The 12,601-nt window shown below is 57.6% G+C and carries 12 protein-coding genes; 3 read left to right on the top strand and 9 right to left on the bottom strand.

What is annotated here, in order from left to right; all coding sequences use genetic code 11:
- Positions 1 to 3: 3 nt before the first annotated feature.
- Both HMI59_RS25055 and HMI59_RS25050 read left to right on the top strand, forming a co-directional pair.
- Entirely contained in the window at positions 4 to 426 is a 423-nt protein-coding gene (locus HMI59_RS25055; RefSeq protein ID WP_193594573.1) for a DUF4913 domain-containing protein, read from the top strand.
- A 152-nt stretch (positions 427 to 578) separates the two neighbouring features.
- Positions 579 to 1,625 (top strand): YhcG family protein, encoded by a 1,047-nt coding sequence (locus HMI59_RS25050; protein WP_193594572.1) that lies wholly within the window; start codon positions 579 to 581, stop codon positions 1,623 to 1,625.
- Positions 1,626 to 1,866: 241 nt separating this feature from the next.
- Here the strand turns inward: HMI59_RS25050 and HMI59_RS25045 are convergent, their stop codons facing one another.
- From HMI59_RS25045 to HMI59_RS25005, 9 genes are all read right to left on the bottom strand, one after another.
- Positions 1,867 to 2,661: an aspartate/glutamate racemase family protein gene (locus tag HMI59_RS25045; protein WP_227471751.1), complete on the bottom strand. Its 795-nt coding sequence runs from the start codon at positions 2,659 to 2,661 to the stop codon at positions 1,867 to 1,869.
- A 90-nt stretch (positions 2,662 to 2,751) separates the two neighbouring features.
- Positions 2,752 to 3,738, bottom strand: coding sequence for an ABC transporter permease (locus HMI59_RS25040; RefSeq protein WP_193594571.1), 987 nt, complete (start codon positions 3,736 to 3,738; stop codon positions 2,752 to 2,754).
- Positions 3,735 to 5,267: a sugar ABC transporter ATP-binding protein gene (locus HMI59_RS25035; RefSeq protein ID WP_193594570.1), complete on the bottom strand. Its 1,533-nt coding sequence runs from the start codon at positions 5,265 to 5,267 to the stop codon at positions 3,735 to 3,737. The genes HMI59_RS25040 and HMI59_RS25035 overlap by 4 nt, the downstream gene beginning before the upstream one ends.
- A 6-nt stretch (positions 5,268 to 5,273) precedes the next feature.
- Positions 5,274 to 6,293, bottom strand: coding sequence for a sugar ABC transporter substrate-binding protein (locus tag HMI59_RS25030; protein ID WP_193594569.1), 1,020 nt, complete (start codon positions 6,291 to 6,293; stop codon positions 5,274 to 5,276).
- A gap of 143 nt (positions 6,294 to 6,436) precedes the next feature.
- Positions 6,437 to 8,020 carry a CdaR family transcriptional regulator gene (locus HMI59_RS25025; protein ID WP_193594568.1) on the bottom strand — a complete coding sequence of 528 codons (1,584 nt, stop codon included), beginning with the start codon at positions 8,018 to 8,020 and terminating at the stop codon, positions 6,437 to 6,439.
- A gap of 14 nt (positions 8,021 to 8,034) precedes the next feature.
- Positions 8,035 to 9,030, bottom strand: a complete 996-nt coding sequence (locus tag HMI59_RS25020; protein ID WP_193594567.1) for a dipeptidase — start codon at positions 9,028 to 9,030, stop codon at positions 8,035 to 8,037.
- Positions 9,030 to 9,422 (bottom strand): nuclear transport factor 2 family protein, encoded by a 393-nt coding sequence (locus HMI59_RS25015; RefSeq protein WP_193594566.1) that lies wholly within the window; start codon positions 9,420 to 9,422, stop codon positions 9,030 to 9,032. Before HMI59_RS25015 ends, HMI59_RS25020 begins: the two co-directional genes overlap by 1 nt.
- A complete protein-coding gene (locus tag HMI59_RS25010; protein ID WP_193594565.1) occupies positions 9,419 to 10,972 on the bottom strand; it encodes a hydantoinase/oxoprolinase N-terminal domain-containing protein in 1,554 nt (517 codons plus the stop codon). Before HMI59_RS25010 ends, HMI59_RS25015 begins: the two co-directional genes overlap by 4 nt.
- Entirely contained in the window at positions 10,969 to 12,045 is a 1,077-nt protein-coding gene (locus HMI59_RS25005; RefSeq protein ID WP_193594564.1) for a DUF917 domain-containing protein, read from the bottom strand. The genes HMI59_RS25010 and HMI59_RS25005 overlap by 4 nt, the downstream gene beginning before the upstream one ends.
- Before the next feature lie 90 nt (positions 12,046 to 12,135).
- Between HMI59_RS25005 and HMI59_RS26180 the strand changes: the two genes are divergently transcribed.
- Positions 12,136 to 12,549, top strand: a complete 414-nt coding sequence (locus HMI59_RS26180; RefSeq protein ID WP_370583606.1) for an FAD-dependent oxidoreductase — start codon at positions 12,136 to 12,138, stop codon at positions 12,547 to 12,549.
- The last annotated feature ends 52 nt before the right edge of the window (positions 12,550 to 12,601 follow it).

The raw sequence follows: 12,601 nt of genomic DNA, 5'->3' as shown, positions 1-12,601 counted from the left end.
CTCATGGCGAATGACTTTGACCTCTACGACACAGACACACCAGCCCCAACTCAAGCTGACCAGAGTGCAGAGAAAGAACCAGCGCTCGTCTACGGCTCGGCCGAAGAATTCCTGCATGAGCAGCTGCTGCCCACGTACGTTCGCAGCGTCACGGGAAAGTCCGCGAAGTGGTGCATCGAGTGGTATTTCCATCCCGAGGCCGTCTCACGTGTGGCGGCTCTGTGGCGTTCATGGGAGCACCTGCGTCTGGATCCAGCGACCGGCATGAGTGTCTGGTGGAAGGACCACGCAGACCACCACATGCGCGTCCTACTGGACCCCCAGGGACCCTTCTACAACTGCGACATGAAAGAACACCGCGACCCCGAACACCTGGAACCCAAGAAAGCTCCGCCGGGCTGGTTCCCCGACGTTCGAAACCTGTAACCGCAGCGCGGACGCCAAGGACTGAGAACAACAAGGTGAAGGTGCCACAACTTATGGCACATTTGACGGGCCCAACGACCGGAAGGCAATTGTCCAGACGCTGTCTGGACAATTGAAATGTAAGCGTCAGTGGTGGCCATTAGGGTTGATTCATGACCCACCTCGAGCCCGACCTCCCCGAAGATTACGCAGCCGCACTCTCTACCCTCAAGGGGCTGGTGCGGGAGGCTCAACTCAGGGCTCAGCGCGTGGTCAACAGCGCGATGATCGAACTGTACTGGAAGATCGGACGGACGATCTTGGAACGGCAAGCGAACGAATCTTGGGGCAGTAAGGTCCTGGACAGGCTGGCACGTGACCTGAGGGCGGAGTTTCCGCACATGAGGGGATTTTCACGGACAAACGTCTACACCATGCGCGCGTTCGCGGCCGCGTGGAGTGGCCCGGAACCAATTGTCCAGACACCGTCTGGACAATTGAGCTGGAGCCACAACGTCACGCTCCTGAACAAACTCAGCGACCACGAACTACGCCGCTGGTACGCCTCCAGAGCTGTCCAGAACGGCTGGTCGGTCGCCGCCCTTGAACACCAGATCCTCACGGGCCTGCACACCCGCACCGGAGCAGCACCGAACAACCTGGAAGCGCGCCTCCCGGGCGAAGGAACCGATCTGGCACGGGCCGTGGCCAAGGACCCTCTGGTATTGGACTTCCTGGGCCTTACCGAAGAAGCCCAGGAACACGCCATTGAAGAAGCCATGACCCTCCGGATGGCTCAAACGCTGGCCGAGTTTGGCCCAGGCTTCGCTTTCGTCGGTCGGCAGTATCACCTCGACGTGGATGGAGACGACTTCTTCATCGACCTCCTGCTGTATCACGTACCTTCAGACCGATACGTTGTGGTCGAACTTAAGGCAGGAAAATTCAAGCCTGAGCATCTTGGGCAGCTGAACTTCTACGTCGCAGCGGTCAATGACATGCTGCGCCTTCCGCGGCAGGCACCCACTGTTGGCATCCTTGTCTGCGGCTCTCGGAACGAACGCACCGTCCGGTACGCGCTCGATGGATCGGCCCAGCCGCTCACGGTCACGTCGTACACGTACGAAGCGCTCCCTGCCGACGAAAGAGAAACGCTGCCCTCCCCAGCCGCAATCACCGCCGCGCTCGAAAATGACCCCGCCGAGGCCGTCGAAGGCTAAGTACGCACAGGGACAGCAGCTGGAACGAACTCGATGAAGGAAATCCCTCCGTCGAACAAGCGAGAGAACCAGTTTCAGTCGGTCTACACAAGCCATCGAGGGTTGTCAGTCTAAGCACCCGTATGTCTGCTGCACGATAGTTTGGGGTCGCCATACATGGGATGGAAAGTGCTTGGGCCTACCAACCACCGACCCCCGAGCTTCGAGAAGCGGAGGCCGGTGGTTGGGGTTGAGCGGGTGCTCAGACGGTGGTGCTCGCATTGGCCGGCGCTGGTGTCAGTTTGGGTTTGCGGGGTGCCAGGAGGCTGGCTCGTTCGTCGGTATCGGGGGTCCCATAACCAAGTCGTGGAGAGTGATACCAGTTCTGTCCGGCCCCTATGTCTGCCAGCATTTCGGCGTAGCGCAGTGGCGCTACGGTGGCGTCCACGACGGGTACACCCAGATGTTCCTGGAGGTTGCGGTAGAACCCAAACTCAATGGTGCATCCTAGGATGACCACGTCAGCACGGTCCCTTTCGACGGCCATTTCAGCTTCCTGCCTGATTCGCGCCTCCGTTATGTGGGGATCGACTTGGAATTCGACAACGCCCATGTTTAGAGAACGGAAGGATGCGAGGTTGTCCTCGGCTCCGTATTTCCTGATGTTTTCATGCATCTCGGGGATCCACTTCTCGCGGCCGACGAGAATCGAGAAACGCTCACCCAGCGATTGGGAAATCCTGATACAGGCTTCGGCAGGTGCAGTGACGGCCATGTTGGTGGTGAGCTCTTTCGCCGCGCGGATGAATGGATCGTAAAAGCAACCGATCACGGCAGCATCGTATCCTTCTTGTTCCGCCCACAGCACTGTCTGCAGGGTAGGAACGGCGACCGCCATTTCGTAGGCGCTGTACTCCAAATGGACCGGGCCCTCCCCTGGAAGGGAAGCGATATCGAGGATGGTGTCCGTGCGGGCCTCGGACCTTAGCGATGCTCCGATGGGATCGTCGAAGGCGTCGGTCATGACGGGGTTGATCCACAGTATTCTTCGTGACATTCGTTCTTCCTTCACTATTTCACGCGAGGGCACACAACCTGTGTGCGCTCAGTTGAATGACTGGTTGTTGTCATGGGACTGTGTCAGGTACTACGTGTGGCGTCGGGAGCGGCTAAAAGCATCGATGCCAACTGCCACCAGAATGACGAGGCCCAGGATGATTCGCTGATAGACCGGGTCTATCTGGTTTAGGTTGAAGCCGTTATTCATTATTGCGATAAAGAGGGTTCCTGTGAGTGTTCTCCAGATGGCACCTGACCCGCCTGCAATGGATGTACCTCCTACGACGACTGCGGCTAAGGCAGAAAAGACAAAGCTGAAGTCGTCTGATGGTTGTGCGCTCAGGCTTTGGGAGGAATTGATCAAGCCGGCAAGAGCTGCAGCAGCCCCCGTCAAGACGAAGGTTGAGGTCACTATCCTGCCTGTTCGTATGCCGGATAGTTTGGCAGCTTCGGAGTTGGCACCAGTTGCGTACACGTACCGGCCGTATCGGGTGCTGCTCAGCAGAACCCAGAAGATGACGACGACTGCTACGGCCATCCAGATTGCAGTGGTGACCCCCAGAACCTTAGTCGTCGCGAATTCCCGGAATTCGTCATCTTGGGGAGAGAGAATCGATCTATCGCTCACGATGTAGCCGATGCCCAAGATGATGTATGAGGAAGCCAGTGTACTGATGAATGAGTTGATTCGGATCTTGGCAACGAGGAACGCATTGAAAAGCCCGAAGACAATTCCGGCAGCAAGCCCACCCGCAATAGCGAGTGGGAGGGAACCGCTCGCGTTCTCAAGTTGAATGCCGACAAGTGGGGCTGTGATGAAAACTCCGGACACACTGATGTCGAAGTGTCCAGCGATTAAGGTCAGCGTCAAAGGTGCGGCTGCGATCAAAACTACCGATTGCTGGTCCAAGACGTTCAATAGGTTGTCGCTGCTGACGAACCCTGGTGTTGTACCTGCTAGAACCAAGAACATCGCAACAGTGGCCCAAACGATGCCGTATCTTGAGAGGACTGATTTGGGGAGCTTGCTCCTGGTCCGCGTCAGCTCCGCTTCCTTGACTTCAATGATGGTCATGACTGGTTTGCCTCCGTGTTTGAGCCGCTACGGGACTCGGATTGCCCGAACGCGAGTTGGGCTATGTTGATTCCACTGATTTCTGCGTCAGTGAGCTGCCCTGCAATGCGCCCCTTACGCATCACAATGACCCGATGGGCCAGACCGATGACTTCTTCCATCTCCGAGGACACGACAAGGATGCCCAACCCGCGCGATGCGTGTTCGACTAGGAGGTCGTAGATTTGCCGTTTGGCTGCAACGTCCACGCCACGGGTTGGCTCATCCGCTATGAGAAGCTTTGTCTTACCAAGCAGGGCGCGTGCAAATAGCACTTTCTGTTGATTTCCACCCGAAAGAAGTCCAACGGGTAGTTCTGGTGAGGCGGGCTTGGCGCCGACTTCCACGAGAGCTTGGGAAACCCTTTGGTTCACTCTCCTGGCGAGAAGGAGACCTCGCTGGGTGAGCGACTGCAGATGCGGTAGTCCCACGTTGTCTGCGATGCTGAACCCTAGAAAAAGGCCCTCGGTTTTCCGCGATTCAGGGATGAAGGACATGCCGTCTGCGACCGCTTCTTTAGGGTGTCGGTACCGGATATTTTTCCCGTTGAAGCGCGCAGAGCCAGTGGATGGAGGTTCGGCACCGTAAATAGCACGCACTACCTCGCTGCGGCCCGAACCGACCAACCCAGTAATGACTACGATCTCGCCGGGGTGGACGTCGAAAGTGATGTCGGCGAACATTCCGGGGGTCCCGATTTTCTCGACGCTGAGTACTGGTGAAGTCCCTGGAGTGCGGGCACGAACGTCGGGGAATGCTGCATCAACTGACCTTCCAACCATCTGAGTTACCAGCAAGTCGGCGTCGTATGTCGCCGCAGGAGCGGTTGAAACGACGGTTCCGTCACGCAGCACGGTAATTGTGTCGGCAATGCTGAGGACCTCGTCAAGGAAGTGTGAGACGTAGACGATCGTTTTTCCCTGTGCCCGAAGGTCACGAACTATGTCGGCCAGCTTGGCCGCCTCGTGTGTTGCCAAGCGAGCGGTAGGCTCATCCATGACTATGATGTCGGAGTTCCTCGCCAGAGCGCGGAGGATTTCAACCTTTTGCTGATCGGCAATGGAAAGCTCGTCTACGAGTGCATCTGCTGGGACATCGATGCCTGTGCTGCGCACGAGTTCAGCAAATCTTGCGTTCAGGGAACGGGCACGAACGAACGGCCCCAGCCGGTCTTCCAGACCGAGATATACGTTCTCAACTACCGTGCGGGGACCGACCAGCGCGATTTCCTGTGCCACGATGGTGATACCGGCCTTCATGGCCGCTCGGGGGCTGTCGAACTGGACGGCAACGCCGTCCAGTTCGAGCGTTCCTGCATCGAACGCGTGAACTCCGGCGAGAATCTTGCCAAGCGTGGACTTGCCCGCACCGTTTTCACCCACCAACGCATGCACAGAACCGGGCTCGATTTCCACGTCAACTCCAACGAGCGCCCGAGTTGCCTCGAAAGATTTTGTGATTCCTCTGAAGGCAATCAGCGGTGCGGGCATGTCAGATCAGCCTGCCCACTGCGCCGTGAACTTGGCGACGTTTTCCTTGGTGATGAGGCCACCGTCGGGAAGGTCATCGACAACGTCGATTCCGCCAGAATCCTTGTTCTCCTTGATGGCCTTCACCATCGCATTGAGTGCGGCACGTCCTTCGTCGGCAGGTACGCCAGCGACATCCCCAAACCATGTCCCCTCGGAAATGCCCTTCAGCGCAGGTTCTGAAGCGCCGACGCCGATTGTTTTAACGGCGGGTTTCCCAGCGTCGCCGAGCGCTAGTTGGGCGCCACGAACCTGCTGGTCGCCGGCTGCGACGAACACGTCGAAGTTGGGATTGGACTGCAGAACGTCTTGAACAGCCTTTCGAGGCTCGGCAGTGCCGAGGAAGCCGCCCTCAGTGTCTGCTACAACCTTGATCTTGGAGTTGCCCGTGATAGTTGAATCAAAGCCGTCCCGGACCGCAGTGTCGAAGGGAGTGCCCTTCAGCCCATACATGTACACGACCTTGCATTCTTCTAGGCCGTCACAAGCTTTTAGCGCGAGCTTTCCAAGGCGTTCACCCGTGCCCTTAGGGGGAGCCAAAACGGATGCGGAGAATCCAGGAACCTGTGGGTCGGCCGTGTCCAATTTCTCGCCCACTACCTGATTAAGAATGACAACCTTGATGCCTGCGTCCATGGCCTTCTGCAGGGCTGGGATGGCTCCCGGCCCGTCACTTGTGGCGATGATGATGCCCTTGTACTTTTTGGATGCGACTACATCCTGGATTTGTTTCACGGACTTGCCCGGCTCGAACTTGGCATCAAACTCCGTGATCTTGATACCAGCCTTTTTGGCTTCCTCCTGCATGGCCTTTCCCGATGCTGAAAGCCAGGTATTCGCTGAGCTGGATGAGAGATAGGCGACTTCTGTTTCGCCCTCACTGCTGCTGGCCGATGGGCTGCCAGCGCATCCGCTGAGGAGCGCTATACCAGACAGTGCGGTGACGGCCGTGATAGCTAGGGCGCGGCGTCGAGTACTCGTTTTCATAAGTAGTCCTGTCAGAGATGGAATCAATTTCCCCCGTTGCTATGAGAGTAGAATCACAACGCAGGGGTTGACAGGTGCATATCGCCCAATGAATTCACGGCGGTGTGACGGTTTGCCCAAGTATGGTTGCGGGGACCCTGATGTTAGGTGTTGTTCAGATTAACTACCCGGCATGCCAACTGCACGGCCAGCCTTTGATCAGGATCATCAAGATCAACTGATAGGAGCTGCCGCAGGCGGGAAATGCGGTTGACAACCGTGTTGCGATGCAGGCCCAGAACGCCGGCGGTAACCGTCGGCGATGACTCGTTGTCGAGGTAGACCTCGAGGGTCCTCATAAGGTCTTCATCCTTGTCGACCTGGGTGACCGGCTTCAGGAGCGTCCGGGCGAAGTCGCCGAACTCGTTCGACGTATACCAGCCGAAGAGAATGCGCTCGACACCGAGTTCGTCTATATGCTGGACGCCCGTTCGTCCACCACCTGCCTGCGCGATGGTAGCTGCTTCCTGCCCCTCTGCAAGGCTCTTCTTGAGCCCAACGACACCGGTGTAGGGGTGACCTATGCCTGCGTAGACCCGTAGACCGGATCGTCCTTCAATAAAACGCTGAAGGGCCATTCTTATTTGGACAACTGACTCCCCATAGGAAGTTGGAGGGGGCTCTGCGTGAGATACGGTCCAGGTCGTCCACCCGTCCGATCTCTCAATCAATGGGCCGCTGAATCCGGCGTCGGCGAATTGACGCGACAGTTCGTCTGTGAGTGACAGCACCCGAAGAGAGTCACCCCCGGCGACCCGGATGTGTATGGCAGTGCACCACCCGACGGTTTTCCATCCGAGTGTCCCAATATCCTGAATTACTGAGGCCGAAGGCTTGTCTTGGACTGCAATAATCTCGTTTAGCATTCCCAGTCTGAAGCGTGCGTCTCGTTCCCGCTCCAAACGGTCTGACACGAGCCGGGCTACTATGTGGCTGCTGGCAATCTTTACGACGGTTGTGGCGGTCTGCTCCCATGCGGGCGTGGGCGACTGTGATTCGACAACTAGCCAGAAGGTGGGAGCCTCGCCTAGTGCTAGCGCAATTGGCTGGATGAGGCGGGTGTTCTGCTCACCCCGTATCCAGACCGCCGCACCCACACGGTCCTTCTCATCAACGAACGGTTTTGAGAGCTCACCAAATACAGTTTCGCCTTCGAGGCCCAACAATGCTGAGGAGCTCTCAAGAGCGGTATCAAGTGCATTCAAGAACCCTCGTACGCCATTTTGCGGGGAAACCCTTGATAGCCCTTCGACGGCGTTGACTATCCCGCGGGCTATGCCTCTAATGGGAGCTTCGACTACCTCGCGAATAGAATCAGTGAGGTGCAGAACGGTGGCTTGGACCTCGATCACAGTAATCGAAAGCTTGTTTGCCAACCGCCGAGTCGCCAGCCCTATGTATCCTTGCGGCGAGACGATAATCAGCAGTGGCGCCTTGCAATCATCCATCCACCTCAGGACGAAATCTACGAGGTAGTTATCCTCGGCTAAGCGGCGGCCGTCCATCAGAACTGCAGCGTTCTCGAAATCCCCTTCAGGGTGGCGGCCTTCGGGGGCAATCCGTACTTGATTGACAAGTCGGTCTTGCCCCCCGAGCCCGCCGAGTATCCTGGCCTCAGCCATTTCGGCCAAGGCCAGGATTTGGCGTACCGTTACGGCGTAATCACCGCTCCACGCGCTGTTCGTCACTTCTCAAGTATCGTTCAGCCGAGTTGCGATGTGAGGAACGTCCGAAGGTTGGATCCCATCACGTCAGCCGTCTTCTCTGTCCCAATCCGCCTGCTCATTGCTCTCGCCAGGCCTTGGAAATCTGAAGGACGCCGCAGCCCTTGAGTTGTTGGAATGTCGGAGGAGTTAACGAGCAAACCGGTGAAAATGGGATCCACGACCTCTGCTACATCCTCTATGAAATCCGTACCCAGCCCAACGGATTCCGGTCCCACAACACTGAGGGCATGCTCGACATGGTCAATGTACGCATCCAGTGATGGTTCGCCTTCTGCTATGAAAGGCCCGAATGCATTGATCCCAACAAAACTGTGGCTGTCCCTGATGAGTCGTAATTGTTCGTCGGAGAGGTTTCGAGGATGATCCGTGACCGAACGACAGGATGAATGCGATGCGATGAATGGTCTGGTTGCAAGTTCTGCCAAGTGAAAGAACCCCGCCTCGGAAAGATGCGAAACATCCACGATGATGCCGAGCTCTTCCATTCTGCTAACAGCGTCAACGCCCAGTTGAGTCAACCGTCCACCGGTGTCCCGTTCGGCGATGCCGTCAGCCATCATCGTGCGCCGATTCCACGAAAGCGAGCACATTCGCACACCGGATCTTCTTAGGACGTCCAGAATCTCCAGGCTGTTCCCGATCGGTTCGGCACCTTCGATAGCGAGAATAAGGGCGATCCGACCGGAGGAGGAGGCAGCTTCCAGCCCTGCACTGTTTTCGACGATCACCACGTCGTCAGCGTGGATGTCTGCGAGATGTCGAGCTTCTTCTAACATCAGAAGGCATCGGCGCAGGGCACCTTCCCCGACGAACTGTTCTTCTGTGCACACCGGAAGAACTTGCAGATCAACTCCGCCCGCCTTCAACTGAGGCAACCAAAAATCCCCGAACGGGTCCTGGTGGCCGCGCTCTCTCAGATGGCGAACGGCGAGCAGGAGATCATTATGAGAGTCAGCCACCGAAACGGTCATCAGATATCTCCAATGGCCGCGCTTAGCACCGCGTCTAGGGCCGCGCTGTAGTAGTAGAGGTGCGCCTCGGTGATGCACCCCTCCTCGACCGTCACGATCGAGCAACCCGGCACGTCGAGATGCGGCCCGTTCACGGGCGTTCCCAACATACGCCACCGGGCTACCGCTCGGTCCCCGGATCTGAGTACTTCAACCAGATCCCGCCGATAGTCCGGATAGGCGCCTATGAGATGGCGCATTGCCCGATCATCGTCTTCAGCTGAAGACACTGCTGGCTCGCCGTTGACCGTCACCACCAGATCCCGTGCCACCAACTGTGCCATGGTCTGGAAGTCCCTGGCATTTTCGGCGTCATTGTATGCCTGCCAAACTTGGTCTGGTCCGAGCGTCATGGGCTTACCAACGGTCCCGCCGCTTTGACCTGCACGCGGCAAGCGTTTCCCGGTACATAGGAAAGCGGCACCTCCGATAGTGAAGTAATCCGGATCCTGTTGGGGTCAGCCCCTGACCGGATGGCAGAGTCCACTGCGAGGTTGCGTGCCTCGTCGAGGCACGCTTCGCGGCCGCGTCCTTCGTAGCTGAAAACCCGATCAATTGTTCCCGACGCCTCTGCGATGGCTGCGCCGTAAGCATTGGCTACAGCGTAGTTCTCAGGACGGACAACTTCGCTAACCCCGGGGACGGAATCGGGCACCAGATGAGATCCGCCGCCAACTGCAATGAGGGGAAGGGTGTGCCGGCTCGCCTTCATGCGATCGGCCATGATCCTGATTTGCTCATCGACCCAGGCCAGGGCCGCGTCGACAGTCGATCCGTCGACGTTCTGGGCGAGAGACGGATCTCCGAAGCCCTTAAGCCGGCCACCTCGGACCGAAATGTCAGACAACGTCAGAGTCGACCCGCCACTAACCAGTGACTCCTTGACGACGCGATAGCCTACGGAATCCGGTCCGACGCTCACACCTCCCGCGTGAGATCGCACGACGCTGCCGCCTCCCAGCCCGATCGAGATCAAGTCTGGCATCCGGAAGTTAGTCCGGACACCACCAACCTCTATCGCGGCTGTGGACTCACGCGGGAACCCGTCCACAAGGATGCCTACGTCTGCCGAAGTTCCGCCGACATCTACGACAATTGCATTTGCGAGATCGGACAAAGAACAAGCCCCCCGCATGGAGTTGGTTGGGCCAGAGCCGAGTGTCAGGACGGGGAAACGCACAGCGTCTTCATCCGACATAAGAGTTCCGTCGTTCTGCGTCAGGTATGAGTCCACTTCAAGTCCGTTGTCCTGAAGCGCGGCGTGGAAGCCCTGGACTACGTGACGGGCCACCCCCAGCAGTGACGAATTGAGAATGGTCGCATTTTCGCGTTCGAGGAGACCAAGAGCCCCGACCTCATGGCTTAGGGAAACCGGGAAGTCTGAGCCGAGTTCCTCGGCTAGTATTTGGGCGGCACGCTTTTCGTGTTCAAAGTTAGCCGGGGCGAAGGCGCCGGCCACTGAGATGGCAGCTACGTTTCCAGCACAGCTGGCAGCAAACCTGCGGATTGCATCTTCATCTAGCGGGGCGATTTCAGAGCCGTCAAACTCATTCCCGCCGTGGACAATTTCTGACGGGCCAATAATCTTATCGATTAGGTCTGATGGCCACGCGGCCCCAGGCCGGATCCCCAGAGACGCCGGAGCCGCCAACCGAAGCACACCGACTCGCTCTAGCCCACGTCGCTCGATGATCGCATTTGCGGGGTGAGTGGTGCCCAGCATGGCCTGTGTAATCTGCCGCTTATCGACGGTCGCTATGACCTTGGACAAGGACTCTCGAATGCCGTCAAAAGGGTCAGGCGTGGTGGCTGATTTTGTGGATGCCAGTACTTTTCCTGCATCATCCACGACGACGGCATCGGTGTTCGTTCCACCGACGTCGATTCCAATTTTGTAGCTCACTGCTCTGCACCTTTCAGGGACACGTAGTCGACGTCATAGCCGAATGCTGCTGGACCGACGACTTCCAGCCAATTGTTTTGCTTCCATTCCTCCGCGCAAGGCAGCCCCAGAACGGTGACTCGCTGGCCGTATGCCAAGCCCTCGGTAGTGATCGGCTCCGCAGTCTCGTGGTCGAGCATGCAAATGAGATCTGGCGGGGTAACGACAGCGCGGCCGTCCTCGATGGCCAAGAGGAGCTCATTTTGGATCTCTATGCGCATGGTGTTTTCCGGATTCGCGAAGCTCTCAATGGTCACTGTTCCGCGGGCGAAGCCGGTAGTGGTGTGACGGTCTAGGTCAATGACCTTGCCGGTGAACACTATTTGCCCTTCCGTGAAGGACAGGAACTTGTCCCAAGCCCCGTCTTCCTTGCGTTGGATAGCGGTAAGGAGCGTTCCGACCTCGCTGCAGTACGTTAAGGAGCCGCGGATGGCCGCATGCTTGGCCTCTGCAACTGTCATGGGATAGGCAGCGAGGGCATTGGCCAAGCCGAGCATCATCGCTGAACCACGAACCAGGCGTTCGCCCACTTGGTTCGTGGTCGTCTCAAACGCGACCCTATTGCCCTTCTCGTCGGCGAGGCTCATGGGAGAAGCTTGCCGGCCGGCGAGAGTAAACACAGTCATTTCGATCTGGGGAAAGGCCCGCCGCATTCCATCTGCATCAACACAGGGCACACCGAGTTCGGCGGCGACTGCCAACGGAATGAGTGTATTCATGCCGCCTACTTCGACAGGCATGATGGCGTCGATGTCCTTGCCCATATATGAAGCAAGTGCCCGAACTGCATTGGTAAATTCTGCACCGGAGGGAACCTTTTCAATGATGACCGTTGGTGCTCCGACTACTGCAACGGTAGTCAGTTGCGCGTCGTCATCGAGTTCGTCGAGGGTTGCGATCGTTATGGGTCCGAAGTCTTTGATCGCTTGGAGGACTGACAGCTTGGCGATGAAAGGATCACCTCCACCGCCCGTTCCAAGCAGAGTTGCGCCGAGTGTGAGTGCATCCAGCGAGTCTGCATCAAGTTTCCACATGACCGTTCCTTCCAAAAAAGTAAGCCTATGGATCACACCGTATGGCGGAAATCACAGTTTGAGCGATGAGCGTTTAGCACTAGATGCTCCATGCGATTGGGCGCATTGCACATTCCGATTCAGTGGTCGCACGGCCATTCTGTTCCCTATGACGTTTTCAAAAGAACTGGTCCGGGCCTGCTGATGGTTTCGAGCGATGTGATAGTCGTTGGTTCGGGGGCGGTGGGTCTGTCGTGTTCCTATGCGCTGGCTCGTAAGGGCGCGGTCGTGCACCTGATTGATGCCGGTGGTGTTGCTGGGGGAGCGTCACGTTCGAATGCTGGCTGGGTAGTTCCATCCATGAGCGAACCTGTGCCTTCTCCGGGAGCGCTAAGGACGGCCGCAAAATATGCATTCAAATCTGACGGACCGCTGAAAATCGGTTTGCGGGGTGTTTCGCCGAGTTACATCGCTTTTCTCGCGCGGATGCTTTCCAACTGGGTCAAGTCCCGTGGAGTGGTGTAACCGTTTCGTGATCCTTCAAGGATGTGGGGGCTAGTTTTCGTTGTGATTGCAG

It is taken from the genome of Paenarthrobacter sp. YJN-5 (assembly GCF_015040095.1).
Lineage (GTDB): Bacteria > Actinomycetota > Actinomycetes > Actinomycetales > Micrococcaceae > Arthrobacter > Arthrobacter ureafaciens.
The sequence above is the reverse complement of the archived record's forward strand: the minus strand, read 5'-3'. Positions and strand labels throughout refer to the sequence as shown.

What these genes read in the sequence shown, in the direction of transcription:
- HMI59_RS25055 (WP_193594573.1), top strand. Translation starts at nt 4, where the DNA reads ATGGCGAATGACTTTGACCTCTACGACACAGACACACCAGCCCCAACT.
- HMI59_RS25050 (WP_193594572.1), top strand. Translation starts at nt 579, where the DNA reads ATGACCCACCTCGAGCCCGACCTCCCCGAAGATTACGCAGCCGCACTC.
- HMI59_RS25045 (WP_227471751.1), bottom strand. Translation starts at nt 2,661, where the DNA reads ATGTCACGAAGAATACTGTGGATCAACCCCGTCATGACCGACGCCTTC.
- HMI59_RS25040 (WP_193594571.1), bottom strand. Translation starts at nt 3,738, where the DNA reads ATGACCATCATTGAAGTCAAGGAAGCGGAGCTGACGCGGACCAGGAGC.
- HMI59_RS25035 (WP_193594570.1), bottom strand. Translation starts at nt 5,267, where the DNA reads ATGCCCGCACCGCTGATTGCCTTCAGAGGAATCACAAAATCTTTCGAG.
- HMI59_RS25030 (WP_193594569.1), bottom strand. Translation starts at nt 6,293, where the DNA reads ATGAAAACGAGTACTCGACGCCGCGCCCTAGCTATCACGGCCGTCACC.
- HMI59_RS25020 (WP_193594567.1), bottom strand. Translation starts at nt 9,030, where the DNA reads ATGACCGTTTCGGTGGCTGACTCTCATAATGATCTCCTGCTCGCCGTT.
- HMI59_RS25015 (WP_193594566.1), bottom strand. Translation starts at nt 9,422, where the DNA reads ATGACGCTCGGACCAGACCAAGTTTGGCAGGCATACAATGACGCCGAA.
- HMI59_RS25005 (WP_193594564.1), bottom strand. Translation starts at nt 12,045, where the DNA reads ATGTGGAAACTTGATGCAGACTCGCTGGATGCACTCACACTCGGCGCA.
- HMI59_RS26180 (WP_370583606.1), top strand. Translation starts at nt 12,136, where the DNA reads ATGCGATTGGGCGCATTGCACATTCCGATTCAGTGGTCGCACGGCCAT.